Source organism: Streptomyces sp. L500 (assembly GCF_054551825.1).
The window spans coordinates 12,879-38,213 of record NZ_JBTOLC010000007.1 but is presented as its reverse complement, the minus strand read 5'-3'; the positions used below and the strand labels follow the sequence as shown (position 1 = coordinate 38,213).

Annotated in this window: 19 protein-coding genes; 4 read left to right on the top strand and 15 right to left on the bottom strand. The window is 70.8% G+C overall.

What is annotated here, in order from left to right:
* Positions 1 to 148 precede the first annotated feature (148 nt).
* The 8 genes from ACX9I7_RS09775 to ACX9I7_RS09740 form a co-directional block, all read right to left on the bottom strand.
* A complete protein-coding gene (locus ACX9I7_RS09775; protein WP_387577155.1) occupies positions 149 to 1,744 on the bottom strand; it encodes an ABC transporter substrate-binding protein in 1,596 nt (531 codons plus the stop codon).
* A 388-nt stretch (positions 1,745 to 2,132) separates the two neighbouring features.
* Entirely contained in the window at positions 2,133 to 2,822 is a 690-nt protein-coding gene (locus ACX9I7_RS09770; RefSeq protein ID WP_387577153.1) for an HAD family hydrolase, read from the bottom strand.
* Between the two features lie 190 nt (positions 2,823 to 3,012).
* Positions 3,013 to 4,044, bottom strand: a complete 1,032-nt coding sequence (locus ACX9I7_RS09765) for a PAC2 family protein (RefSeq protein WP_387577151.1) — start codon at positions 4,042 to 4,044, stop codon at positions 3,013 to 3,015.
* Positions 4,045 to 4,188: 144 nt separating this feature from the next.
* Positions 4,189 to 5,265: a glycosyl hydrolase family 18 protein gene (locus ACX9I7_RS09760; protein ID WP_387577149.1), complete on the bottom strand. Its 1,077-nt coding sequence runs from the start codon at positions 5,263 to 5,265 to the stop codon at positions 4,189 to 4,191.
* A gap of 133 nt (positions 5,266 to 5,398) precedes the next feature.
* Positions 5,399 to 7,006, bottom strand: coding sequence for a glycerol-3-phosphate dehydrogenase/oxidase (locus ACX9I7_RS09755; protein ID WP_126913445.1), 1,608 nt, complete (start codon positions 7,004 to 7,006; stop codon positions 5,399 to 5,401).
* A gap of 2 nt (positions 7,007 to 7,008) precedes the next feature.
* On the bottom strand, positions 7,009 to 8,544 hold the full coding sequence (gene glpK, locus ACX9I7_RS09750; protein ID WP_387577147.1) for a glycerol kinase GlpK: 1,536 nt from the start codon (positions 8,542 to 8,544) through the stop codon (positions 7,009 to 7,011).
* A 44-nt stretch (positions 8,545 to 8,588) separates the two neighbouring features.
* On the bottom strand, positions 8,589 to 9,371 hold the full coding sequence (locus ACX9I7_RS09745; RefSeq protein ID WP_387577145.1) for an MIP/aquaporin family protein: 783 nt from the start codon (positions 9,369 to 9,371) through the stop codon (positions 8,589 to 8,591).
* 360 nt (positions 9,372 to 9,731) lie between these two features.
* Entirely contained in the window at positions 9,732 to 10,496 is a 765-nt protein-coding gene (locus ACX9I7_RS09740) for an IclR family transcriptional regulator (protein WP_459387091.1), read from the bottom strand.
* A 302-nt stretch (positions 10,497 to 10,798) separates the two neighbouring features.
* Between ACX9I7_RS09740 and metH the strand changes: the two genes are divergently transcribed.
* A complete protein-coding gene (metH, locus tag ACX9I7_RS09735; RefSeq protein ID WP_459387090.1) occupies positions 10,799 to 14,305 on the top strand; it encodes a methionine synthase in 3,507 nt (1,168 codons plus the stop codon).
* Between the two features lie 88 nt (positions 14,306 to 14,393).
* Positions 14,394 to 15,512, top strand: coding sequence for an alpha/beta hydrolase family protein (locus ACX9I7_RS09730; protein WP_459387089.1), 1,119 nt, complete (start codon positions 14,394 to 14,396; stop codon positions 15,510 to 15,512).
* 20 nt (positions 15,513 to 15,532) lie between these two features.
* Here the strand turns inward: ACX9I7_RS09730 and ACX9I7_RS09725 are convergent, their stop codons facing one another.
* The 5 genes from ACX9I7_RS09725 to ACX9I7_RS09705 form a co-directional block, all read right to left on the bottom strand.
* The gene (locus tag ACX9I7_RS09725; RefSeq protein WP_459387088.1) at positions 15,533 to 16,963 is read right to left on the bottom strand and encodes an FAD-dependent monooxygenase; all 1,431 of its coding nucleotides are present in this window, start codon (positions 16,961 to 16,963) and stop codon (positions 15,533 to 15,535) included.
* Between the two features lie 17 nt (positions 16,964 to 16,980).
* Positions 16,981 to 17,667: a VC0807 family protein gene (locus tag ACX9I7_RS09720; protein ID WP_459387087.1), complete on the bottom strand. Its 687-nt coding sequence runs from the start codon at positions 17,665 to 17,667 to the stop codon at positions 16,981 to 16,983.
* Positions 17,668 to 17,682: 15 nt separating this feature from the next.
* Positions 17,683 to 18,363, bottom strand: coding sequence for a TetR/AcrR family transcriptional regulator (locus tag ACX9I7_RS09715; RefSeq protein ID WP_459387086.1), 681 nt, complete (start codon positions 18,361 to 18,363; stop codon positions 17,683 to 17,685).
* 105 nt (positions 18,364 to 18,468) lie between these two features.
* Positions 18,469 to 19,044 (bottom strand): flavoprotein, encoded by a 576-nt coding sequence (locus ACX9I7_RS09710; protein ID WP_459387085.1) that lies wholly within the window; start codon positions 19,042 to 19,044, stop codon positions 18,469 to 18,471.
* The gene (locus ACX9I7_RS09705; protein WP_459387084.1) at positions 19,041 to 20,348 is read right to left on the bottom strand and encodes a hypothetical protein; all 1,308 of its coding nucleotides are present in this window, start codon (positions 20,346 to 20,348) and stop codon (positions 19,041 to 19,043) included. Before ACX9I7_RS09705 ends, ACX9I7_RS09710 begins: the two co-directional genes overlap by 4 nt.
* Before the next feature lie 247 nt (positions 20,349 to 20,595).
* Between ACX9I7_RS09705 and ACX9I7_RS09700 the strand changes: the two genes are divergently transcribed.
* Positions 20,596 to 21,036, top strand: a complete 441-nt coding sequence (locus tag ACX9I7_RS09700; RefSeq protein WP_387577127.1) for a hypothetical protein — start codon at positions 20,596 to 20,598, stop codon at positions 21,034 to 21,036.
* Positions 21,037 to 21,266: 230 nt separating this feature from the next.
* Positions 21,267 to 21,575, top strand: coding sequence for a hypothetical protein (locus ACX9I7_RS09695; RefSeq protein ID WP_459387083.1), 309 nt, complete (start codon positions 21,267 to 21,269; stop codon positions 21,573 to 21,575).
* 10 nt (positions 21,576 to 21,585) lie between these two features.
* On the opposite strand, the gene ACX9I7_RS09690 is transcribed toward ACX9I7_RS09695, so the two are convergent.
* The gene (locus ACX9I7_RS09690; RefSeq protein WP_459387082.1) at positions 21,586 to 23,859 is read right to left on the bottom strand and encodes a glycoside hydrolase family 31 protein; all 2,274 of its coding nucleotides are present in this window, start codon (positions 23,857 to 23,859) and stop codon (positions 21,586 to 21,588) included.
* A 139-nt stretch (positions 23,860 to 23,998) separates the two neighbouring features.
* Positions 23,999 to 25,228 carry a cysteine--1-D-myo-inosityl 2-amino-2-deoxy-alpha-D-glucopyranoside ligase gene (gene mshC, locus ACX9I7_RS09685; RefSeq protein ID WP_459387081.1) on the bottom strand — a complete coding sequence of 410 codons (1,230 nt, stop codon included), beginning with the start codon at positions 25,226 to 25,228 and terminating at the stop codon, positions 23,999 to 24,001.
* Between the last annotated feature and the right edge of the window lie 107 nt (positions 25,229 to 25,335).

The window sequence follows — 25,335 nt, the reverse complement described above, 5'->3', positions numbered from 1 at the left end:
GTGCGCATTCCTCACAGTTCTTGGTTCGCTGACGGGATGTCTTGAGCTGTAACGCGTTCTGTGGAGCAGATGAAGCAGGTGGAACTGGTGAAACAGGTGGTGCGATGGAGCTGTCGGTGATCCGGGGTGACCGGCCGGTGGGGGGGCGTTACACGCCGCGCCCGAGCTCCCACGGCTGGAGTTCGGCCGCCGCGTTGAGGGCCCACTCCGCGCCGGTGATCTTGTCCCGGGCCGCGACGTACTGCTTGCCCTGCCACAGCGGGAGCACCGGGACGTCGTCGGCGACGATGTCCTGGGCCTGCTGGAAGAACCGGGCCGCGGCGTCGCGCTGCGAGGACAGCCGGGACTGCGGGATCAGCTCGTTGATGATCTTCGAGTTCTTGTAGGGCGACCCGAGGAAGTTGTCCTTGCCGACGAACGGGTCGACGAAGTTGTCCGGGTCCGGGAAGTCGGGGAACCAGCCGATGCCGTAGACGGCGTACTTGCCCTTGGCGGCCTCGGGGCGGAAGTCCGCCCACTTCACGCCCTGGAGCTTGACGTCGAACAGACCACTGTCGTTGAGCTGCTTCTGGAGCGACTTGAAGGACTTCTCGGTGGCCTCGCCGTAGTGGTCCGTGGCGTAGGTGAGGACGAGCGGCACCGACGAGGTGACGTTGGCGCCGCGCAGGATGGCCTTGGCCTTCTCCACGCTGGGCTCGCCGTACTTGTTGGAGAAGGAGTTCTGGTGGCCGGCGACGCCGGTGGGCACGATCGAGTACAGCGGCTCGTTCGTCCGGTGGTAGTCGTCGCGGGTCAGCGCCTGACGGTCGACGAGCTGGGCCACGGCCTGGCGGACGGCCTTGTTCTTGACCGTGGAGTCCTCGGTGTTGAAGGCCAGGAAGCTGGTCTCGGCGCCGGGCGACTCGTGCAGCCGGACGCCCTGGCCGCTGGCGGTGCGCAGGCGGTCGATCTGCTCGGGCAGCAGGGCACGGTTGATCACGTCGATGTCGCCGGCCTTCAGGGCCTTCTCCATCGACGTGGAGTCGTCGAAGAAGCGCATCTCGACCTTGTCGTTCTGCAGCTTCAGCGGGCCCTGGTAGTCGTTGTTCCGGGTGAAGGTGACCTTGGTGACGCGGTCGTCCTTGACCTCGGTGTCGATGGCGTACGGGCCGGAGCCGACCACCTTGAAGCCGTCGTCCAGCTTGTCCTTGGCGTAGGACTCGCTGTCGACGATGGCGGCGGCCGGGGTGGCGATCTTCTGCGGGAAGGTGGCGTCCGGCGTCTTGAGGTGGAAGACGACCTCGAGCTCGCTGGGGGTCTCGACCTTGTCGATGTTGCTCAGCAGGGAGACCGGGCCGTTCTCGAAGTTGATCCGCCGGGCGCGGTCGATGGAGAACTTGACGTCCTCGGCGGTGAGCGCGTGCCCGTTGGTGAACTTCAGGCCCTTGCGCAGCGTGCAGCGGAACTGCTCGCTGTTGCGGTCGCCGAAGGAGCACCTCTCGGCCGCGTCGGCGACCGGCCCGGTGCCCGAGCGCGGCAGGCGCAGCAGCGTCTGGAAACCGCTGTGGAGGACGTTCCAGACGCCGACGTCGTACGCGGCGGCCGGGTCGAAGGGCGCGGGCGCGTCGGTGGTCTGCTCGAACCGGTCGGTGGTGCCGATGACGATGGCCTTGCCGCCGCCGGATCCCGCGCTTCCGCCACAGGCGACGAGCACGGGTGCCAGCAGGCCCGCCACGGTCGGCAGGACCAACGTCTTGCGGTTCATTGTCTGGGGTTCTCCCTGTGGTGCGTTCGGTTGCCCGGACCCTACCGATACCGGAAGGGCGGTCATACGGGCAGCCGTGAAGTTCTCGCGAAGAGATTAGTGCGCATGGCCGGTGCCGCCGGAACAGGGTGAACTCGAGGCGATATCACACCGCGATAACGAAAGACGGATGTCCGATATCCGGACGCCGGAACGATTCCGGCACAGGATGATCTATCCGGACACAAGGGTGCGCTTCAGCCCGTCCGAAAGCGCTTCCGAGGGCACGGGGAAGCCCCCGGAGGCTCCCGATCCGGTGACCAACGTCACTTCCGTGACGACTTCGGCGGCCGGGGGAATTCAGCCAGCGCATTCGTCACGGAAAACAATCGTTCAAGCGCCCAGAGTTTCAGAGCTTGATCAATCCGCGCAGAAAAGAGAGATCGACTTCTTCCAGCGAGCCCACGACCGTACGGCCCGCGGCGGCCGGGATCGGCGCCACCGAGGGCACCGCCACCACCCGGCAGCCCGCCGCCTCGGCGGCGGTCACGCCCGTCATGGTGTCCTCCACGACCGCGCAGCGCACCGGGTCCGCCCCCAGCCGCGCGGCGGCCAGCAGATACGGGTCCGGGTGGGGCTTGGTGCGCGCCAGCTCGTCGCCGGCGACGGTCAGGGTGAAGTGCTGCGGGCCCAGGCTGTGGAGCACCCGGTCGATGATCTCCCGGTGGGAGGCCGAGACCAGGGCCGTCGGCACCCCGTGGGCGGCCAGCTCGGCGAGCAGCCGCCGGGCGCCCGGCATCAGCGGCACGCCCTGGCCGATCATCTGGGCGAAGCGCGTGTTCAGCAGCGCGCTGAGCTCGGCGAGGGCGATCCGCGCGCCCGTCGCCTTGATCAGGAAGGCGGCGCTGCGCGCCATCGGGCCGCCGACGACCACCTCGCGCCACTCCTCGAGCAGCTGGTGGCCGAGCTCGGCGAAGACCGCCGTCTCCACCTCCCACCAGAAGCCCTCGGTGTCGACCAGCGTGCCGTCCATGTCGAGCAGGACCGCCTGCAGGGCCGATGCCGAGCGCGTGTCGACCGCGGGAAGACTGCTGGTCATCCGCACACCTCCTGGGGGGACGAGAAGGCCGGCCCCCCACCCTTCCTCGGGTGGCGAACCGGCCTTCACCGGGCAGACAAGTGTACGGCGGATCATTGCGGCGCGTCGCGTCGATAACCCGCGAATTCCTCCGTCGGCCGGGCCCCACGGGCCCGGGAGCCGGTGGCGCGCCCCGCCGGGGACGGGCGTCTCAGCCGTCGCCCTCCGTACCGTCGGCGCCCTCCTCGGGGGCCCCGGCGGAATCGCCCTCCTCGTCCTTGGCGGGCGGGCGCGGCGGCCGGGTCCGGCCGCTGGCCGTGTCCCGGAGGTAGGAGGCGTCCCGGCCGCCCTCGGTGAGGCCCGGCTCGGCCGCGACCCCGCCCGGCTGGCCGGGCCCCGGCTGGCCGTCGCGGCGGCGCAGATAGCGCTCGAACTCCCGGGCGATGGCCTCTCCGGAGGCCTCCGGCAGGTCGGCGGTGTCCCGCGCCTCCTCCAGGGACTGGACGTACTCGGCGACCTCGCTGTCCTCGGCCGCCAGCTGGTCGACGCCCAGCTGCCAGGCGCGGGCGTCCTCCGGCAGCTCGCCCTGCGGGACGCGCAGGTCGATCAGGTCCTCCAGGCGGTTGAGGAGCGCCAGGGTGGCCTTGGGGTTGGGCGGCTGGGAGACGTAGTGCGGCACGGCCGCCCAGAGGCTGACCGCCGGGACGCCCGCGTGGGTGCACGCCTCCTGGAGGACGCCGACGATCCCGGTCGGGCCCTCGTAGCGGGACTCCTCCAGATCGAGGGTGCGGGCCAGGTCCGGGTCGGAGGTGACGCCGCTGACCGGCACCGGCCGGGTGTGGGGGGTGTCGCCGAGCAGCGAGCCCAGGATCACCACCATCTCCACGCCCAGCTCGTGGGCGAAGCCCAGGATCTCGTTGCAGAAGGACCGCCAGCGCATGCTGGGTTCGATGCCGCGCACCAGCACGAGGTCGCGCGGGGCGCCACCGGAGGCGCGCACCACGGACAGCCGGGTGGTCGGCCAGGTGATCTTACGGATGCCTCCGTCCAGCCAGATCGTGGGCCGGTTGACCTGGAAGTCGTAGTAGTCCTCGGCGTCGAGGGCGGCGAAGACCTCGCCCTTCCACTCCCGGTCGAGGTGCGCCACGGCGCTGGAGGCGGCGTCCCCGGCGTCGTTCCAGCCCTCGAAGGCACAGATCATGACCGGGTCGATCAGCTCGGGAACCCCCTCAAGCTCGATCACCCAGCGCCTCCTTCCGACCGGGGTCCACGGGCACCGCCCGTGCCACCGCCGGTTGCCGTTCCGTGCAGTTGCGTTCGTCTTGCGTGTGCCCCAAGCCTACGACTTCGGCGGCCCCCCTTCGCAGCCCCCGAGGGGGAGGGACTTTCAGCCACGTGCTCCCCATCCGGCCCGGTAGGCGTGCCAGTCGGCGTCGGTGGCCGCGAAGTCCACGTACAGGGCCAGCCCGAAGTTCCGCCGGTGGCGGTCCTCGCGGCCGAGCCCCAGCCGGGTGCCGCGCACGGCGGCCGCGGCGGTCTCGGCCCGGCTCTGATGGCCCAGGTTGTCCGTGTGGTAGAAGGGCACGCCCATCAGCAGGTCCGTGCCGGCCGGGGTGGCCTGGAGGGCGAGCCTGGTCTGCTGGGCGACGTAGCCGCCGTAGAGGTTCTCCCAAGGCAGCGCGGTGTCGTAGGACATGACGGCTATCTGGTCGACGCGGCGGGCGACGTCGCCGAAATAGCTCTGTGTCCACCACTTGGGGCTGCCCAGCGCGCCCGACGCGGAGTGCATGGAGGGCAGCGGGTCGATCTGCTGGGCGGCGACGGACAGCGGTCCGCCTTCCGAACGCACCGCCGGGCGCAGGGAGTCCAGCAGGGTGAGGAAGTCGCGGTCGCCGGTGCGCACGGGTTCGACGTCCAGGTGGACGCCCTGGAATCCGGCCTTCATCACCTGCCGGGCGCTGGCGACGACGGCGTCGCGGGCGGCCGGCGAGCCCAGCCACAGGCCGCCGCCCTCGCCCCGGCGGACCAGCTTGTCCCCCAGCCACGCCTGGACCCGGACGCCGGGCAGTTCCCGGTGGACGGCCGCGAGCAGCCAGCCGGCGTCGCGGTACGCCGAGGCGGGCAGGGTGCCGTCGTGCTCCAGCGGTCCGGCGTGGACGTAGAGGTCGTGGATGCCGGTGCCGGCGAGCTTGCGGCGGAGCCGGGCGAGGTCGGCGTCGTTCTTGCGGCCGTCGAGCCAGGCGTGGCCGAGCCAGAGGGCGTCCTTGCCCCGGGTGACGGCGTCGTCGGCGGGCGCCCCGGCGTAGGAGGCGCGCAGCGCGCTGCCGGCCGTGACGACCGGTACGAGGACGAGCAGGACCAGCCCCAGCGCCACCCGGAGGGTGACGCGGCGCCAGCGTGGGCCGCGGCGCGCGGTGGTCTTCCCGGTGGCCGGCGCGGCCCGTTCCGGTGCTGTCGCGTTCATGGTGTCCGTCCCCCTCTTCCCTTCAGGGGACGTACCGGGGCGGGCCGTGGTTGCCCGTTTCCGCGCATATGTGCGGGCACACGGGAACGGGGAGCGGTGCCGGGCACCGCTCCCCGTTCGTCCGGCGTTCGCGTCAGCGCTTGTCGCCCAGGATGTCCTTGACCTTGGCGCGGACGTCCTCGTTGTCGAGGCCGCGGATGGTCAGGGTGGTGCGGCGGCGCAGCACGTCGTCGACCGTCTCGGCCCACTCGTGGTCGCGGGCGTAGACGACCTGGGCCCAGATCTCCGGGCCGTCCTCGTGGATCCGCTCGCCGAGCTCGGGGTTCTCGTTGACCAGGCGGGCGATGTCGAAGGACAGCGAGCCGTAGTGGGTGGCGAGGTGACGGGCGGTCAGCGGGTCCATGCGGCTGCCGGGCTCGCGGTCCACGAGCAGGCGGTGGGCGACCGCGTTGGGGTTGGCGACACCGGGCAGCGGGGTGCGGCGGACCAGGCTGGAGATGGGCTCCATGTCCTCGGTCAGCGGGCTGCCGGGCACCTGGGCGAGCTTCTTCATGACCGTACGGCCGATGTGGCGGTAGGTCGTCCACTTGCCGCCCGCGACGGAGAGCATGCCGCCCTTGCCCTCGGAGACGACCGTCTCGCGCTTGGCCTGGGCGACGTCGCCCGGGCCGCCGGGCAGCACGCGCAGGCCGGCGAAGGCGTACGTCATCAGGTCGCGGTCGAGGTCGGCGTCCTGGATGGAGAACGCGGCCTCGTCGAGGATCTGCTGGATGTCCTCCTCGGTGGCGCGGACGTCCGCCGGGTCGCCCTCGTACTGGGTGTCGGTGGTGCCCAGGAGGAGCTGGTCCTCCCACGGGAGGGCGAAGGTGATGCGGTACTTGTCGATCGGGGTGGCCATGGCGGCCTTCCACGGCGACTTGCGCTTCATCACGATGTGCGCGCCCTTGGAGAGGCGGATCGACGGCGCGGCGCCCTTGTCTTCCAGCTTGCGCAGGTGGTCCACCCACGGGCCGGTGGCGTTGAGGACGACGCGCGCGTCGATGCCGAACTCCGTGCCGTCGACACGGTCCTTGAGCTCCGCGCCGGTCACCTTGCCGTGGGTGAAGCGCAGGCCGGTGACCTCGGCGTGGTTGAGGACGACCGCGCCGGACTCGACGGCCGCGCGGACCGTCATGACGGCGACGCGGGAGTCGTTCATCTGGTGGTCGTAGTAGACCGCCACGGCCTTGAGGTTGTCCGTGCGCAGGCCGGGGTTGTCGGCCTTGGCCTTGGCCGGGGTGATGACCTTGCCGACGCCGTCGCCGAAGGCGGACAGCGCCGAGTAGGCGAACACACCGGCGCCGAGCTTGGCCGCGCCCACCGGGCCGCCCTTGTAGACGGGCAGGTAGAAGGTGAGCGGGTTGACCAGGTGCGGGGCCACGTCCTTGGCCAGCACCCGGCGCTCGTGGTGGTTCTCCGCGACGAGCTTGACCGCGCCGGTCTGGAGGTAGCGCAGACCGCCGTGGACGAGCTTGGAGGACGCGGAGGAGGTGGCGCCGGCGAAGTCACCGGCGTCCACCATCGCGACCCGCAGTCCGGACTGCGCGGCGTGCCAGGCCACCGAGGTGCCCAGGATGCCGCCACCGATCACCAGGAGGTCGTACGTCGCCTTGGACAGTCTCTCCCGGGTCTCGGCGCGGCCCGGGTTGGCACCGGCAGCCGGGTGCGTTCCCAGGGTCGGAACGCTCTGCGGGGTTGTCATGATTACTCCTCGTCCTCGATCCAGCCCATGGTCCGCTCGACGGCCTTGAGCCAGCTCTTGTACTCGCGGTCACGCGTGTCCGCGTCCATGCGGGGGGTCCACTCGGCGGCCCGGCGCCAGTTGGCGCGCAGTGCGTCGGTGTCCGGCCAGAAGCCGACGGCGAGGCCGGCGGCGTAGGCCGCGCCGAGGCAGGTGGTCTCGGCGACCATGGGGCGCACCACGGGGGCGTCCAGGAAGTCCGAGAGGGTCTGCATCAGCAAGTTGTTGGAGGTCATGCCGCCGTCGACCTTGAGCGCGGTGAGCTCGACGCCGGAGTCCTTGGTCATGGCGTCGGTGATCTCGCGGGTCTGCCAGGCGGTGGCCTCGAGCACGGCGCGGGCGATGTGCGCCTTGGTGACGTAGCGGGTCAGGCCCGCGATCACACCGCGCGCGTCGGAGCGCCAGTAGGGGGCGAACAGGCCGGAGAAGGCCGGCACGAAGTAGGCGCCGCCGTTGTCCTCGACGGAGCTGGCGAGCGTCTCGATCTCGGCGGCGCTCTTGATGAGGCCCATCTGGTCGCGCATCCACTGCACGAGGGAGCCGGTGACGGCGATGGAGCCCTCGAGGGCGTAGACGGGCTTCTCGTTCCCGATGCGGTAGCCGACGGTGGTCAGCAGGCCGTTGTAGGACTGGACGGGCTCGTCACCGGTGTTCATCAGCATGAAGGTGCCGGTGCCGTAGGTGGACTTGGCCTCGCCCTGGTCGAAGCAGGTCTGGCCGAAGAGGGCCGCCTGCTGGTCGCCGAGGGCGGAGGCGACGGGGACGCCGGCGAGGGCGCCGCCCTTGGCGGTGCCGTAGACCTCGGCGGAGGAGCGGATCTCCGGGAGCACGGCGGCCGGGATCTCCATGGAGGAGAGGATGCGCTCGTCCCACTCCAGGGAGCGGAGGTTCATCAGCATGGTGCGGGAGGCGTTGGTGACGTCCGTGACGTGGACGCCGCCCTCGGCACCGCCGGTGAGGTTCCAGATGACCCAGGAGTCCATGGTGCCGAAGAGGATGTCGCCGGCCTCGGCGCGCTCGCGCAGGCCCTCGACGTTGTCCAGCAGCCAGCGGACCTTGGGGCCGGAGAAGTAGGAGGCCAGCGGGAGGCCCGTCTCGCGGCGGAAGCGGTCCTGGCCGACGTTGCGGCCGAGCTCCTTGCAGAGGGCGTCGGTGCGGGTGTCCTGCCAGACGATGGCGTTGTAAACCGGCTCGCCGGTGTTCTTGTCCCACATCAGCGTGGTCTCACGCTGGTTGGTGATGCCGATGGCCTTGACGTCGGCGGCGGTGATGCCCGCCTTCTCGACGGCGCCGGCGACGACCTCCTGGACGTTGGTCCAGATCTCCTTGGCGTCGTGCTCGACCCAGCCCGGCTTGGGGAAGATCTGCTCGTGCTCCTTCTGGTCGACGGAGACGATGCGTCCGTCGCGGTCGAAGACGATACAGCGGGACGAGGTGGTGCCCTGGTCGATCGCGGCGATGAACGGGCCCTGGGCGTGGGTGCCGGTGGTCTCGGTCATGTGGGGTGTGCTCCTGAAGTCGGAAGGGTCTCGGCGGGTGCTGCTCAGAACGCGATCTTGTGGATGCCTGCGGCGAGGGCGGCGCCGATGATCGGGCCGACCACCGGGACCCACGCGTAGCCCCAGTCCGAACCGCCCTTGTTGGGCAGCGGGAGCAGCGCGTGCACGATGCGCGGGCCGAGGTCGCGGGCGGGGTTGATGGCGTAGCCGGTCGGGCCGCCGAGCGAGAGACCGATGCCGACGACGAGCAGGGCGACCATCAGGGTGCCCGTGCCGCTGACGGCCAGGCCCTTGGTCAGGCCCATGGTGAGGATGAAGAGCACCAGCACCGTCGTGGCGATGATCTCGGTGACCAGGTTCTGTACCGCGTTGCGGACCTCGGGACCGGTGGAGAAGATGCCCAGGACCGGGCCGGCCTCCGGCTCGGCGGTCTGGTCGACCATGCCCTCACTGGGGTTGAGGGAGGTGACGATCTCCGGGTCGGTGAGGTGGGCCTGGAACTGACCGTAGTAGGCCAGCCACACCAGCGTCGCGCCGGTCATCGCGCCCAGCAGCTGGGAGCCGATGTAGAGCGGCACGTCGCTCCACGAGACCGCGCCGTCGAAGGCGAGGCCGAGGGTGACGGCCGGGTTGAGGTGCGCGCCGGACTTCGAGCCGATGTACGCGCCGGCCAGGACGGCGAAGCCCCAGCCGAACGTGATGGCCAGCCAGCCGGCGTTCCGGGCCTTGGAACGCTTCAGGGTGACGGCGGCGCACACGCCGCCGCCGAGCAGAATCAGAACTGCGGTACCGATGAACTCACCGGTGAAGATGTCGGAGCTGGACACCCGCGACTCCTTTGTCCTTCGTCCAGGGGAAGACGAACCGCGGGTTTCCGGCGGTCCGAGCCCTCCGTGAGGGCGGCGATCGGTCCCGTGGCACTGCACACCATAGCGAATATTGTCGGTAGGTGTTCGACAATGCCGACCGATGCACGGCAGTTTTCTGCACGGTTAAGGGCACGTCAAGGCCTCTGTGACCGGAAACTCTCGGCCAACTGGCCGTAAATTTACGTTCGGATACCGACCGGTAACGACCCGGTCTCGGTGGCCTCGAAGAAGCCCTTCCGAAGCGTTTTCGCGAACCGGACGGACCGTTTTCCCGAGGGCCGCGAACACGAGTGCGGCCCCCTATGGGGAAAGCGATCTTCAGAAGCGGCCGGCGCCCAGGTCGCGCGAGACGGCGCGGGCGCAGTCGCGGACCGCCGCGACCAGCCGGGCCTGGAGCTCGCCGCCCTCGCAGACGCGCTCGACGGCGCCCGTGACGCCCACCGCGCCGACCGGCATCCGGCGCCGGTCGTGGATGGGGGCCGCGAGCGAGGCCACGCCCGCCCAGGTCTCCTCGACGTCCGACGCCCAGCCGCGGGCCCGGGTCAGGTCCAGCACGCCCTCCAGGTCGGGCATGGCCGTCACCGTCCGCGGCGTGAACGCCTCGCGCTCGGCGTCGGCGACCTCGGCGTGGGCCACCGGGTCGTAGGCGCACAGCACCTTGCCCAGCGCCGTGCTGTGCAGCGGCTGCATCGCGCCGACCTCCAGCACCTGGCGGCTGTCGTCGGGCCGGAAGACATGGTGGATGATCAGGACGCCCTGCTGGTGGAGGACGCCGAGATAGACGCTCTCGCCGCTGGAGCGGGCCAGGTCGTCCGCCCAGACCAGGGCGCGCGCCCGCAGTTCGTGGACGTCCAGGTAACTGTTGCCCAGCCGCAGCAGCTCGGCGCCGAGCTGGTAGCGCCCCGAGGCGGGGTCCTGCTCGACGAAGCCCTCCTGCTGGAGGGTGCGCAGGATGCCGTGGGCGGTGCCCTTCGCCAGACCCAGCGCGGAAGCGACGTCGGACAGACCGAGCCGCCGCTCACCACCCGCGAGCAGCCGCAGCATCGCCGCCGCCCGTTCCAGTGACTGGATGGTCCGTGCCATCGAGCACCCTCCTCACACACCCGCGCCGCCCGGCTGTATCCGTTTGTATCCGTTCGGCAATGCTGAACACTATCGGCCGATGCCGACCAGGGGATACCCGACAGCAGGCCAGACCATGATCGCCGAGAGCGTACGTACGACCGAATCCAGCCGCAGGCCCGGATCGGGCCGGCCATCCAGGGAATGGTCCAGACCGTGGACGCCCCTCGGCCTACGGGCCTCCTGACAGCTACGCTTGCGGCGTGCGCCCCCTTCAGCGGGGGCGCAAAGCCGACAGCCGTCGCACACCCGGGAGCACATCCATGGCCTCGCTTACGCCATCGACCGTCCGTTCCGCCCGAATCGCGCAACTGCGCGAGGCGCTCGCCGCCCGAGTGGTGGTGGCCGACGGGGCGATGGGCACGATGCTCCAGGCGCAGGACCCCACCCTCGAGGACTTCCAGCAGCTCGAAGGCTGCAACGAGATCCTGAACATCACCCGTCCGGACATCGTCCGCTCCGTCCACGAGGCGTATTTCTCCGTGGGCGTCGACTGCGTCGAGACGAACACGTTCGGCGCCAACCACACGGCCATGGCCGAGTACGACGTCGCGGACCGTGTGTACGAGCTGTCCGAGGCGGGCGCCCGCATCGCCCGCGAGGTGGCGGACGGGTTCACGGCCGCGGACGGCCGGCAGCGCTGGGTCCTCGGCTCCATCGGCCCCGGCACCAAGCTGCCCACCCTCGGCCACATCGGCTACACCACGCTCCGCGACGGCTTCCAGGCCAACGCGGAGGGCCTGCTCGCCGGGGGCGCCGACGCGCTGATCGTCGAGACCACCCAGGACCTCCTGCAGACCAAGTCGTCCGTCCTGGGCGCCCGCCGGGCCATGGAGGCCACCGGCGTCGAGGTGCCGCTGCTGGTCTCGATGGCCTTCGAGACGACCGGCACCATGCTGCTCGGCTCCGAGATCGGCGCCGCGCTGACCGCCCTGGAGCCGCTCGGCATCGACATGATCGGCCTGAACTGCTCGACCGGCCCCGCCGAGATGAGCGAGCACCTCCGCTACCTCACCCGCCACTCCCGCATTCCCCTGCTGTGCATGCCGAACGCGGGCCTGCCGGTCCTCACCAAGGACGGCGCCCACTTCCCGCTCGGCCCCGAGGGCCTGGCCGACGCCCAGGAGAACTTCGTCCGCGACTACGGCCTGTCCCTGGTCGGCGGCTGCTGCGGGACGACCCCCGAGCACCTGCGCCAGGTCGTCGACCGGGTCCGCGGCGTCACCCCGCCCGAGCGGGCCCCGCGCCCCGAGCCCGGCGCCGCGTCCCTCTACCAGACGGTCCCGTTCCGCCAGGACACCTCGTACCTGGCCATCGGCGAGCGCACCAACGCCAACGGCTCGAAGAAGTTCCGCGAGGCCATGCTGGACGGCCGCTGGGACGACTGCGTGGAGATGGCCCGCGAGCAGATCCGCGAGGGCGCCCACATGCTCGACCTGTGCGTGGACTACGTCGGCCGCGACGGCGTCGCCGACATGGAGGAGCTGGCCGGCCGCTTCGCCACCGCCTCCACCCTGCCGGTCGTGCTGGACTCCACCGAGGTCGCCGTCATCCGGGCGGGCCTGGAGAAGCTCGGCGGCCGCGCGGTGATCAACTCCGTCAACTACGAGGACGGCGACGGCCCCGAGTCCCGCTTCGCCCAGGTCACCCGGCTCGCACGGGAACACGGAGCAGCGCTCATCGCGCTCACCATCGACGAGGAGGGCCAGGCCCGCACCCCGGAGAAGAAGGTGGAGATCGCCGAGCGGCTCATCGCCGACCTGACCGGCACCTGGGGCATCCTCGAGGACGACATCCTCATCGACTGCCTGACCTTCACCATCTGCACCGGCCAGGAGGAGTCCCGCAAGGACGGCATCGCCACCATCGAGGCGATCCGCGAGCTCAAGCGCCGCCACCCGGCCGTCCAGACCACCCTGGGCCTGTCGAACATCTCCTTCGGCCTCAACCCGGCCGCCCGCATCCTGCTCAACTCCGTCTTCCTGGACGAGTGCGTGAAGGCGGGCCTGGACTCGGCGATCGTCCACGCGAGCAAGATCCTGCCGATCGCCCGCTTCGACGAGGAGCAGGTCACCACCGCCCTCGACCTGATCTACGACCGCCGCGCCGAGGGCTACGACCCGCTGCAGAAGCTGATGGCGCTCTTCGAGGGCGCCACCGCCAAGTCCCTCAAGGCCGGCAAGGCCGAGGAGCTGGCCGCCCTCCCGCTGGAGGAGCGGCTCCAGCGCCGCATCATCGACGGCGAGAAGAACGGCCTGGAGGCCGACCTCGACGAGGCCCTCGAAGCCCGTCCCGCCCTCGACATCGTCAACGAGACGCTGCTGGCCGGCATGAAGGTCGTCGGCGAGCTCTTCGGCTCCGGCCAGATGCAGCTGCCGTTCGTGCTCCAGTCGGCCGAGGTGATGAAGAACGCCGTCGCCTACCTCGAACCGCACATGGAGAAGTCCGACGCCGAGGGCAAGGGCACGATCGTCCTGGCCACGGTCCGCGGCGACGTCCACGACATCGGCAAGAACCTCGTCGACATCATCCTGTCCAACAACGGCTACAACGTCGTCAACCTCGGCATCAAGCAGCCGGTCTCGGCCATCGTCGAGGCCGCCGAGGAGCACCGCGCCGACGTCATCGGCATGTCCGGCCTGCTGGTGAAGTCCACCGTGATCATGAAGGAGAACCTGGAGGAGCTCAACCAGCGCAAGCTGGCGGCCACCTACCCGGTGATCCTCGGCGGCGCGGCCCTGACGCGCGCCTACGTCGAACAGGACCTCCACGAGATCTACGAGGGCGAGGTCCGCTACGCCCGGGACGCCTTCGAGGGCCTGCGGCTGATGGACGCGCTCATCGCCGTCAAGCGCGGAGTGCCGGGCGCGACGCTGCCGGAGCTCAAGCAGCGGCGCGTGGCCAGGCGGGACGTCGCCGTCCTGGAGGTGGACGAGCCCGAGGGCGCCGTCCGCTCGGACGTGGCGGTGGACAACCGCGTCCCCGAGCCGCCGTTCTGGGGCACGCGCGTCGTCAAGGGCATCCCGCTGAAGGACTACGCGTCCTGGCTGGACGAGGGCGCGCTCTTCAAGGGCCAGTGGGGCCTGAAGCAGGCCCGCACGGGCGGCCCGACGTACGAGGAGCTCGTCGAGACGGAGGGCCGCCCCCGGCTGCGCGGCTGGCTGGACAAGCTCCACACGGAGAACCTGCTGGAGGCGGCCGTCGTCCACGGCTACTTCCCGTGCGTGAGCAAGGGCGACGACCTCATCCTCCTCCACGAGGACGGCACCGAGCGCACCCGCTTCACCTTCCCGCGCCAGCGCCGCGGCCGGCGGCTGTGCCTGGCGGACTTCTTCCGCCCGGAGGAGAGCGGCGAGCGGGACGTGGTCGGCCTCCAGGTCGTCACGGTCGGCTCGCGGATCGGCGAGGCGACGGCGAAGCTCTTCGCGTCGGACTCCTACCGCGACTACCTGGAGCTCCACGGCCTGTCGGTGCAGCTGGCGGAGGCCCTGGCTGAGTACTGGCACGCGCGCGTGCGGGCGGAGCTGGGCTTCGGGGGCGAGGACCCGGACGACGTGGAGGACATGTTCGCCCTGAAGTACCGGGGCGCCCGCTTCTCCCTGGGCTACGGGGCGTGCCCCAATCTGGAGGACCGCGCGAAGATCGCGGCCCTGCTGGAGCCGGAGCGGATCGGGGTGCACCTGTCGGAGGAGTTCCAGCTGCACCCGGAGCAGTCGACGGACGCGATCGTGATCCACCACCCGGAGGCGAAGTACTTCAACGCGCGGTAGTAACGGGTGCTCCCCCTGACGGGGAGCCATCTGGGACCTGAGGAGGACGCCGGGAGCGACCGCGCGGCCTAGCGTGACGATCATGTCGATGATCACAACACGCAGGTCGCTCCTGGCGGCCGCGCTGCTGACCGCCTTCGCCGCCCCGCAGATACCGTCCGCCGCCGTCGCGGCACCCCGGCCCGCCACCGCCTCCCCCGCTGAGGTGCCCGCACCGGCGACGCGGGCGCCGATCGGCACGAAGTCGCTGCACCTGGTCGACACTTCGCGCCCCGACCCGTGGAAACCGGAGGCGGGCCACCGCGAGCTCATGGTGACGCTGTGGTACCCGGCGCTTCCCTCGGCCGGGCCCAAGGCCCCCTACATGTCGAAGGAGTTGGCGAAGAAGTTCCTCGGGAGCGAGGCCGCCGCCGGCGTACGGACCCACGCGACCCTCAACGCGCCGGCCGCCCCGAAGGCGCGTCCCCTCGTCGTGCTGTCCCCCGGTTTCGGCATGAGCCGCCTCACGCTCACCGCGCTGGGCGAGGATCTGGCCTCGCGCGGGTACGCGGTCGCCGCGGTCGACCACACCTACGAGGCCCCGGTGGAGTTCCCCGGCGGCCGGATGGAGAACTGCCTGCTGTGCGCGAAGCCCGACCCGGGCTCCATCATCCCCAACCGTGCCAAGGACATCTCCTTCGTCCTCGACCGCCTGACGGCCCCGGGCAGCGGCCTGCGCGTCGACCGCGACCGCATCGGCGTGGCCGGGCACTCGATCGGCGGGGCGAGCGCCGTGGAGGCCGCGCGCACCGACCGGCGGGTGAAGGCCGCGGTGAACATGGACGGCAACTTCTTCACCGAGCCGTCCACGGACCTGAACCGCCCGGTCCTGCTCCTGGGCGCCCAACGGGCCGGCGACAAGGAGAACCGGCCCGACTGGGAGAAGACCTGGCGGCACCTGACCGGCTGGAAGCGCTGGCTCGACGTCGCCGAGGGCGGCCACCTCACCTTCACCGACGGCCCGTGGCTGGTGGAGCGGTTCGGCCTGCCGTCGACCGTCGACCCGAAGGACGTGCCCGTGGCCTTCGGCACGTTGAAGGCCGACCGGGCGACGGCCCTCACGCGGGCGTACGTGAGCGCGTTCTTCGACCGGCACCTGCGCGGGGTGCCGAGCCCGCTGCTGGAGCGGCCGTCGGCGGCGTACCCGGAGGTGGCGTTCCTGAAGTAGGCACGGGCAGGGCGGGGGGCTCAGTCCCCCGGCCCGAACCACCGCTCCAGCGCCGCGCGGAGCGACGCGTCGTCGCCCGCCCGCCCGGCCCAGCACACGTACCCGTCGGGCCGGACGAGCACCGTCTCGGCGCCGTCGACGCCCTCGGGCGCGGGCCCCGTGTCGACGCGCCCGGCCCAGGCCCGCGCCGCCCCGGCGTCGGGGCCGAGCAGGGCGCCTCGTCCCGCCGCCAGCCGGACGGGCAGCCGGGCGCCCAGCAGCGGGTGGCCGGGGGCGCCCGGCATGTCGTAGCGGATGTCGATGCCGGAGATCATGCCGGCGATCCGCCGGTTCGCCTCGGGCATCGCCAGGACGCCGCCGAGGATGCCGCGCAGGGCGCGCACGTCGTCGTCCGGCCACATCATGACGCCCTGGGCGCGGGTGTTGGCCAGGACGTCCGCGCCGACGGGGTGCCGTTCGGAGTGGTAGGTGTCCAGGAGCCCTTTGGGCGTCCGGCCCCGTCCGCGGACGGCGGCGGCGAGCTTCCAGCCGAGGTTGAAGGCGTCCTGCACGCCCAGGTTCATGCCCTGGCCGCCCGCCGGGAGGTGGACGTGCGCGGCGTCGCCGGCGAGCGCGACCCGGCCGGTGACGTACCGCTCGGCCTGCCGGGCGGCGTCGGTGAACCGCGACGCCCAGCGCACTTCCAGGAGTTGGGGCCGGAAGCGCTTGGCGGTCGCCAGCGCCGCCCGGACCTCGCTGTCGGTGACGGGGTCGTCCTTGTCGTGCTTCTGCTGCTCGGGGCCCGTGAAGAGGAAACGGTGGACGCCGTCGCCGAGCGGCATCAGGAACACGTCGTCGCCGAAGCGCTCGTCGGGATCGGGCAGCCGCCAGTCGGTGGGCAGCGCGCTGTCCTCGGCAAGCAGCACGTCGGCGACGACGAGGGAGTAGCGGCCGTCCCGGCCGGGGAAGCCCACGCCGAGCTCCTTGCGGACCCGGCTGCGGCCGCCGTCCGCGCCGACGAGATACGCGGCGCGCAGCCGCCGCTCGGTCCCGTCCGGTCCGGTGACGGTCGCGGTGACGCCGTCGGCGTCCTGGGTGAACCCGGCGAGCTCGTGGCCGCGCAGTACGGGGATGCCGTACGTGGCGAGGCGCGCCTCCAGGAACTCCTCGACCCGGGCCTGTGGAATGCCCACCTGGTACGGGAAGGCGGTGCCGAGCGCCGTGTAGTCCAGGGGCATGCCGGCGAAGTGGCCGCCGGGGAGGGTGGTGACGGCCCTGTCGAGGACGGGGTCGAGCCAGCCGCGCATGTCCAGCATCTCGGCGGTGCGGGGCTGGAGGTTGAGCGCCTTGGACTGGCCGGTGCGCTCGGGCAGCCGTTCCAGGACGACGGCGCGGACGCCGGCGAGGCCCAGTTCGTTGGCGACGGTCAGGCCGGTGGGCCCGGCGCCGACGACGATGACGTCCGTGTCCATGATTGCCACGATTCCCCCTAGGCCTTCAGCCCGTGCCGGGTGATGTACCGGTTGTGGAAGAAGAGCAGCCCGGCCAGGACGACCAGCCACTGGACGGTGCTCAGCGTCGGCACCAGGTCGACCGGCGCGGTGAGCGCCAGCCCGACACGGACCCCCGCGTCCAGGGTGAGCACGGTGCCCCAGACGGCGGTGAGCACCCGGATGGCCCGGCGGAACGGGGCCTCCGTCTCCCAGCGGGCCTCCCACTCGCGCCAGCCGGTCTCGCCGATCTTCGCCACGACGATCGCCTGGGCCATCGTCATCATGAACGGGCGCCGGGTCAGGAGCGTGCCGAGCACCCAGAACCCGGCGAGGGCGGCGATCCAGCTGTCCCGGACGAGCAGCGTGCGCGGATCGCCGGTCACCATCGACATCAGCGCCCCGAGGATCATCAGGGTCAGCGTGAAGACGGCCATGACCTCCACCCGGCGGCGCTTGACCATCCCGTGGACGAGCCACGGCAGGGCCAGGAGGCTGCCGATCGTCAGCGCCGCCCACTGGCTCACGCCGGCGGCGCGCAGCCCGTAGTAGCCGCCGAGCGGCAGGGCGAGCTCGAAGACGAGCTGGAGGACGAGGAGCTTGCGGAGGGCGGCGGTCTTCTGCGCCTGTGTCCGCGCCGGGGCCGTCTCCTGGCCTGTCTGTGCTACTGCTTCTGTTCCCATCATTCCCCCCGTTTTTCCTTACCTGTTGTCTTTCCCGGTGTATTTCCTGGCGTCTTTCCTGGCGTCTTTCCTGGTGGCGCGATCGAACAGATCGGCCAGCTCCCGTCCGCAGGCGACGGGGTCGAAGTCCGGGACCTTGGCGGCGCGCGTCACCACACCGTCGATGGCCCCGCGGATCGCGAGGGCCATCACGCGCGGGTCGAACTCCCCGAATTCGCCGGCCTTCTGGGCCTCGCGGATCAAGTGCGTGTGCGTGTCCACGAGCGAGTCCATCGCGGCGCAGAACTCCCGCATCGAGGAGTCGTCGCTGCGGATGTTCCCCAGCACCTCGACCACGGCGGGCAGATGCTTCGGGAACTCGCCGAGGAGCTCGATGTTCGACTCGATGAAGGCGCGGAGCCGCCCGGAGGCCGTCGTCTGCGCCTCGATCCTCGGGATCATGTACCCGTCCGCCACCCGGAACACCTCGGCGACGACCTCCCGCATGAGGTCGTCCTTGCCGGCGAAGTGGTACGAGATCATCCCCGTGCTGCTCAGCCCCGCCTGCTTGGCGATCCGGGTGAACGTCGCCTTGGCGTACCCCACTTCGGCGATGACCTCGATGGCGGCCCCCACGATCTGAGCCCGCCGGGCCGCCTCGGTGAACGTCCGGGCCGAACCCCCGCCGCCCTGCTTGCCCGCACCACTTCTTGCTTCCATGAGCAAAACGTAGCGCGTGCTTGCTCGGCCGAGCAAGAGGTGGCTCGCACATTCTTCAGCCGGCCGTCCCGACCCGCCCTCCATTGACGAAGAGGGTCTGCGCCGTCACCCGGCTTCCGGCCGAGGACCGCCCCCCGGGGCTGGCGCCCTCGACACCTCGCCCAGGGCCCGGTGCCACGGGTACGACGCGATCCGCGTCTCCCCCGTGCCGGGTGTGTGTGGTGTCCACTCCCCGTCGCCGTAGAGGACCCGCACGCCTGAGCCACGCAGAATCTCGATCGATCGGCGCGTCGCCGGGTGGGAATCGAGGGCGGAAGACCAGAAGGGCAGAGCGATCACGGGCAGTCCCAGGCCGACCGCTTCCGCGACAAGGCCGAGGGCGTAGGTGTCCGCTATACCCGCCGCCCATTTGTTGACGGTGTTCATGGTCATCGGCGCCACGACGACCGCGTCCGCCGGCGGGTTGCGCTTCGCCTCGCCCGCGCGGCGCCAGTCGCTACGGACCGGACGGCCCGACGCGGCCTCCAGGGCCGGGCGGTCGATGAAGCCACCGTCCGCGGCGGCCCGCGTCGCGATCACGCAGACGTCCCAGCCGCGATCCGTCGCGGCCGTCACCAGACGAACGGCGTCCCGGGCGGGGCCTGCGGCACAGACGACGACGTACAGGACCAGGCGGCTCACACGACCACCCGAGCCCTGGCCGCCAGGGACCGCAGATGAGGCTCACGTCCGGCCCGGTCACGAAGCAGCAAGTCTCCGATCAGCTCTCGTACCACCGTGCGAGACCTCACCTCTTGTGGCGCCTCCCTCTCCGCCGCAAGCAATGCCGCAGTAGCCTTCTCACCCCTGCCGCACGCGTGAAGGGCTCTGGCGACATCCGTCCAGAAGACAGCACGTCGTTCCGCCACCGTCAGCGATTCGACGCTCACCTTCCGAGCCTGGGTCAGCGCCTTACCGGCATCACCGAGGGTGAGGGCGATGGAAACCCTGTGCAGAAGCACGTTGCTCGGGCCGAATGCAGTCCACTGTCTATTGGAATCGCCCAGCATTCCGGCCGCACGCTCGGCGTCGTCCAGCAGAGCCGCGGCTGCATGCCTCTCACCTGCCGCGGCTGCGGCCCATGCCCCGCGCAGAAGGAGAGCCCCGAACACAGCTACTGTGTCAGGCCGTGATCGGGCGACGGAACCGGCAATCCGATCCGCTCCTCGGATCGCCACTCCGATGCCCTGTGCTCTATGCCCGACAGCAGCCACCGCATGCGTCAGGATGCGCGAGGCAGAGGCAATGGCCTTTGGCTGCTCCGTTCGTCGCACCGCTGCCATAGCGCGGTCGGCGGCAACCCAGGCCGACGGGGCGTCGCCGTGCTTGAGGAAGAGAGAAGCCGCGACGTGATAGGCATTGGTGGCGACACAATCAACGCGATACTGCTCACCGGCTGAAGCCCGCCGCTGCTCCACCTCAAGGATCAGCCTGGGCAAGCTCGTCGCCAGTTGCGCGTAGCGGCAGCCTTGAACGTGCCCTTTCGCCACGGCCGTATCCCGATCAAGCGCTGCGAGAGTGATTGGCTCCGCATCGCGAACCACAGTTCCCGCAAGGACGTCCCTCAGTCGGTCCAGCGGGTCGGCGGCAGGTGGAGCAAGGAGCCCTTCCGGAAATTCCGGAACGACGACGGAGCTGGCTGCGGCGAGTGAGTACGTCACGAAATCACGCCTCTTCACAGGACCACCCTGGGCCGAGCCGCTTGCCGCCGTGTCCAGCTCCCGTCGCGTCCTCCGGCTGAAACCCAGCTGTTCGACCGGCCGACAGAGAAGCGCACAGAGGACTGTTCGCGTGGCGGGGTGCGGCCACCCCGGCTGCTTGGACTCCCATCGACGCACTTGCCGGATCGAAACCGTCAAGTTGAGCCCCAGCTCCCTGGCCGCCTTCTCGAATGCTTCGACGAACTCCTCCTGGGTGTAGATCCCGTGCGCGATCCGCGCCTGCACGAACCGTGGATTGCCTGGTTGACCCGACACGGCTGACCTCCCCTCGCACCCTGTACGGCTCAACGTAGCGTGACGGTTACCTCGAAGGTCGCCGAATGTCCTGCGAAATGTCCGCCAAAGCGGCCGCAGGTTCGACCTCGTCTATGCCCAAGCTCTGCGATGTGCTGATGCCATGAACTCGCCTTCCACACCACCACACACCGAAGACACCCGCGCCGCAGACGCAGGGCAACGGCTCGAAGCAGTCATGGCTCCCTGGCTCGCCCAGGCCGCCACCCACCCCGAGACCACCCTCAGACTGTGGGCGATGGGCGGCACCTCCCCGCTCCTCACCGGGCGGCGGTGGGACGCGGTCCGGCTGAACTTCACCCTGGGCACGGCGGCAGTGTCCGAACTCAAAGGAGACGCCGACCCCATCGGCCCCTACCTCATGAGCGACACGGAACGCGCCATGCGGTGGCTGCTCCCGCTCGGTACGAGCTATCGGTTCGCCGGAATGGACGGCGTCGTCGTCTACCCCACCGACTGGGCCATCCTCGCGCCGCCGCCCACCAGGTGTGTGGGCGGCCGGGCCTGGGTGCTGCCGCAGGAAACGGCAGGACAGGGCCACCGGCCGGTTCTCACCTCCGCCGAACGCCTCGTCGCCGCGATCGACGCCGCCCGCCACCGGCTCGTTCGCAAGGCATAGCGCCATACCCGGCGCGTCGTCGCACCCCACCTGCCCAGCCTCCGCTACGACCGTCCGACAGCGGAAATCACCGATGGCCCTTCCCGTCATCCGCGCGAGGGCGAGAACGTCGGCGCCCAGGTGCTGACCGCCCCCGGGGAGGTGGCGACCGCGCTCGGGGTCACGGCGGGCGACCCCGTGGCGCGGCGCCACCGGGTGACGTACGACCAGGACATAACCATCGCCACGTCGTGGTCGTGGTTCACCGCCGACGCGCCGCCGACGCGCCCGGCCTGCTGCGGCACCGCCGCGTCCGGGAGGGCACCACCCTGTACGTGGAGCTTGCGGCCGGGCGGCACGCCCGTACAGGCCGCGGCTGGTGGACGCCCCGTCTCGCCCCTGGGGAGGATCGGGAGCTCCTCCGGCTCGGCACCCCCGCCGCCGTGGCCGAGGCGCGGCACCTGGTGTACGACGCCGAGGGCCGCGCCCTCGCCCACGAGGTGGACATCGGCCCGGCCAGCCGCTGGACGCGGACGGACGAGTACCCGATGGGCGGTTGAACAGCGGGCCTCACCCCCGCAGCGTCACCGTCAAGGGACGATCCGTCGGTCGCGTCCCCGTCTTCACCCGCGCCACGCCGCCCCGGTCGCCGGCGTCGTACCACCAGCCCGCCTCCGCCGCCTCGAAGGCCGCCTTCGACTCCAGGCGCGGGAGTTCCCGGCCGTCCAGCGAAGCGGCACGCGGCGACGTGCCCGTGTGGACCGTGAAGTCGTACGGGCGGGACGTCTGTTTGCCGCGGAAATCACCCCGCGACGCGTCCAGGGACAAGGTGATGTCACCCTCCTCGCGGACCGTCAGTTTCTGTTCCGCGTAAGCGCCCGCGCGGTGGGCTCGGGTCACGCCGTCGTCCTCGTACAAAGTGAAGGACGACGTGCCCTGTGGGTAGACGTCCCAGCTCACAGGGGAATCCGCCGTCCGGTCCTCGTGCGAACGGATTCCGAGCCACATCGGGATGTTCGCGCCCGCCTTCACGAAAAGGGGGAGGGTGTCCAGTGGGGCGCGGTAGCCGTCGACAGTCGTCGGGCCCTCGTAGACGCGGCCCGTCCAGTAGTCGGTCCACTTTCCCTTGGGGAGGTAGATGCCGTTCCGGACGTCCGCGTCCTCGTAGACGGGAGCCACCAGGAAGTACTCCCCCGTCAGGAATTCGTATGTCGCCGCGTCCGAAGCCGCCTTCGGGTCGTCCGGGTATTCCAGCGCCAGCGGGCGCACCGGGCCGACGCCCGTGCGGGTCGCCTCCGCCGCGTAGGAGTACATGTACGGAAGCAGGGATTCCTTCAGTTTCAGGTATTTGCGGTTGATGGAGGTGTACGGATCGCCGTACCGCCAGGGCTGTTTGTCGCTCGGCGCCCAGCCGTCCATCGTCATCACGGCGGGCAGGAACGCCTTCCACTGGAGGTCGCGGACGTACGTCTTGGGGCTGCCGCCGAAGATGCCGTCCACGTCGCCCGTCGTATAGGCGAGTCCCGACATCGTGGCGCCCGCGTAGGTCGGGATCTGCCAGCGGATGTAGTCCCAGGAGCCCTTCTGGTCGCCGGACCACTGCACTCCGCAGCGCTGGGCGCCGGACCAGCTCTCGGGGGCCCAGGTGAAGCCGCGGGCGTCGCTGTTGTCCTCGATGCCCTTGTAGGCGTCCTTGCAGCCGTCGAGGGCGAATTTGTAGCCGTCGCCGACCCAGGCGACGTCGAGTTTGGCGACGCGCTGGCCGGCCTTCACCTGGTCGGCGAGTTTTCCGAGGCCGTCCTCGGTCCACAGGCCCATTTTCATCCGGCGGTCGCCGAGCCCCTTGTCGACCTCGGGCAGGTTCTCGTAGCCGCAGCCGTAGCCGTCGTTGACGAGCATCCAGCCGAGCGGCATGTCGTGGTCGACGTATCCGTCGGCGACTTTCAGGGCGTCCAGCGTGCGCCGCTCGCCCCGGTTCTTGTTGTGCAGGTAGCAGTCCGAGTCGCCGATCTCCAGGCCGTACAGCGGCGGCAGGAAGGGGCGGCCGGTGAGCCTGGTGTATCCGCCGATGACGGCCTTCGGTGAATTCCCCGCGAAGTAGTACGCGTCGAAGCGGCGTTCCTTCTCGCTCGTGGTCACCGGGTCGGTGAAGGAGTACGTCCCGGGGGCGTAGGTGTTGCGGTAGACGCCGTAGCCCGCCGAGGAGAGGTAGAACGGGACGGAGTTCGGGTGCCCCCCGTCGTTCCAGTTGTAGTCGACACCCACCTCGACGGTCTTTCCCCGGTGCGAGGTGCTGCCGCGCCCGTTCTGCATTCCGGCGCCGTAGAACTGCTCGTCGGCACCGCGGGCGAGGCTCTGGGTGGTGGTGTCGGCCGTCCAGGAGATGCCCTTGGCCTCGGACCACAGGCGGCTGCCGTCGGCGCGGTGGAGGGCGAAGCGCAGGGGTTTTTTGTACGCGCGCAGGGTGACCGCCGACGTGCTCAGCTCGTAGCGGTCGCCCCGGTCCCGCCAGCTGGTCGCCGGGGGCGGGCCCTGCCGCTGGACGATGTCCTTGCCCGCCGGGTCGGTGAAGGCGCCGTCGGGCGCCAGCTCGATGCGGAAGGTGTCGGCCGCCACGAAGCTCACCCGCGCCGCCGCCTCGCCCGCGCGGAAGTGGAAGACGGGGCCGGCGGTCGAGAAGCCCGTGACGTTCCCGACGGTCCGTTCGACCGCGGAGGACGCGGCGTGTACGGACTCCACCGGGCCTGCCATCGCCGCCGCCAGGCCCAGGAGCGCGCCCGCCACCGCCGTTCTCAGACGTGTCCGGTTCAGACGTGTTCGGTTCAGACGTAATCGATGCCTCATGCCCGCGTGCTTAACGCACCCGTCACGGGCGTCACCATGGACTCGCGCATCGCGCACATGGACTTATGGACGACGAGACGACGAAGGGGCGCCCCGCGTCACCGCGGAGCGCCCCTGAAGGACGGTCGGACTCAGCCGGTCAGAGCGCCACGCCCAGCAGCGCGTCGACCGCGCGGGACACCAGGCCCGGCGCCCCCTCGTCCGTACCCCCGTCGGCGGCCTGGGCGGCGGCCCAGCGGTCGACGGCGGCCAGGGCGGCCGGGGAGTCGAGGTCGTCCGCGAGGGCCTCGCGGATCTCGTCCACCAGCGCGTCGGCGGACGGGCCGTCCGGGCGCGAGACGGCGGCGCGCCAGCGGTCCAGGCGCTCCAGGGCCTCGGTCAGGACGTCGCCCGTCCACTCCCAGTCGGCGCGGTAGTGGTGGGCGAGCAGCGTGAGGCGGATGGCGGCCGGGTCGACGCCTTCGCGGCGGAGCGCGGAGACGAAGACCAGGTTGCCCTTGGACTTCGACATCTTCGCGCCGTCGAGGGCCACCATGCCGGCGTGGACGTACGCCTTGGCGAAGGGGTTCTCGCCGGTGAGGGCCTGGGCGTGCGAGGCGCCCATCTCGTGGTGCGGGAAGATCAGGTCGGAGCCGCCGCCCTGGACGTCGAAGCCCATGCCCAGGTGCTCCAGGGCGATGGCGACGCACTCGATGTGCCAGCCGGGCCGTCCGGGGCCGAGCGAGGCGCCGTCCCAGCTGGGCTCGCCCGGGCGGGCGGCCATCCACAGCATCGGGTCGAGCGGGTTCTTCTTGCCCGGGCGGTCCGGGTCGCCGCCGCGCTCGGCGGACAGCAGGCGCATCGCCTCGGCGTCGAGGTGGGAGACGCCACCGAAGGCGGGGTCGGAGGCGACGGAGAAGTAGATGTCGCCCTCGAGCTCGTAGGCGGCACCGGAGTCGCGCAGCCGCTCCACCAGCGGGACGATCTTGGGTATCGACTCGACGGCGCCCACGTAGTGGCGCGGCGGGAGCATCCGCAGGGCGGTCATGTCCTCGCGGAAGAGGGCGGTCTCGCGCTCGGCGAGCGCGGTCCAGTCCTCGCCGTCGCGCACGGCCCGCTCCAGCAGCGGGTCGTCCACGTCGGTGACGTTCTGGACGTAGTGCACCTGCCGCTTGGTGTCGAGCCACACGCGCTGCACGAGGTCGAACGCGTTGTAGGTCGCCGCGTGCCCCATGTGGGTGGCGTCGTACGGCGTGATGCCGCACACGTAGATACGGGCGACGGGACCGGGGGCGAGAGTCAGCCGCTCACCGGTCGCGGTGTCGTGGATCCGGAGGTCGCGGCCACTGCCGGGCAGGGCGGGAACCTCAGAAGCGGGCCAGGCATGCATGTCCTGAGCGTAACCGGACGAGGGTTCCGGATACGAACCCGGATCCCGCAGTTGGCCGAAGTCCCGTTCTTGCGCGCCGCTTCCCACATGTGTATTCCCATGCGCCG

Coding starts and splice junctions, on each gene's coding strand:
- glpK (WP_387577147.1), bottom strand. CDS start 8,544: ATGACCGAGACCACCGGCACCCACGCCCAGGGCCCGTTCATCGCCGCG.
- ACX9I7_RS09725 (WP_459387088.1), bottom strand. CDS start 16,963: ATGGACACGGACGTCATCGTCGTCGGCGCCGGGCCCACCGGCCTGACC.
- ACX9I7_RS09690 (WP_459387082.1), bottom strand. CDS start 23,859: ATGAGGCATCGATTACGTCTGAACCGAACACGTCTGAACCGGACACGT.
- metH (WP_459387090.1), top strand. CDS start 10,799: ATGGCCTCGCTTACGCCATCGACCGTCCGTTCCGCCCGAATCGCGCAA.
- ACX9I7_RS09770 (WP_387577153.1), bottom strand. CDS start 2,822: ATGACCAGCAGTCTTCCCGCGGTCGACACGCGCTCGGCATCGGCCCTG.
- ACX9I7_RS09775 (WP_387577155.1), bottom strand. CDS start 1,744: ATGAACCGCAAGACGTTGGTCCTGCCGACCGTGGCGGGCCTGCTGGCA.
- ACX9I7_RS09720 (WP_459387087.1), bottom strand. CDS start 17,667: ATGATGGGAACAGAAGCAGTAGCACAGACAGGCCAGGAGACGGCCCCG.
- ACX9I7_RS09760 (WP_387577149.1), bottom strand. CDS start 5,265: ATGAACGCGACAGCACCGGAACGGGCCGCGCCGGCCACCGGGAAGACC.
- ACX9I7_RS09740 (WP_459387091.1), bottom strand. CDS start 10,496: ATGGCACGGACCATCCAGTCACTGGAACGGGCGGCGGCGATGCTGCGG.
- mshC (WP_459387081.1), bottom strand. CDS start 25,228: ATGCATGCCTGGCCCGCTTCTGAGGTTCCCGCCCTGCCCGGCAGTGGC.
- ACX9I7_RS09755 (WP_126913445.1), bottom strand. CDS start 7,006: ATGACAACCCCGCAGAGCGTTCCGACCCTGGGAACGCACCCGGCTGCC.
- ACX9I7_RS09730 (WP_459387089.1), top strand. CDS start 14,394: ATGATCACAACACGCAGGTCGCTCCTGGCGGCCGCGCTGCTGACCGCC.
- ACX9I7_RS09715 (WP_459387086.1), bottom strand. CDS start 18,363: ATGGAAGCAAGAAGTGGTGCGGGCAAGCAGGGCGGCGGGGGTTCGGCC.
- ACX9I7_RS09700 (WP_387577127.1), top strand. CDS start 20,596: ATGGCTCCCTGGCTCGCCCAGGCCGCCACCCACCCCGAGACCACCCTC.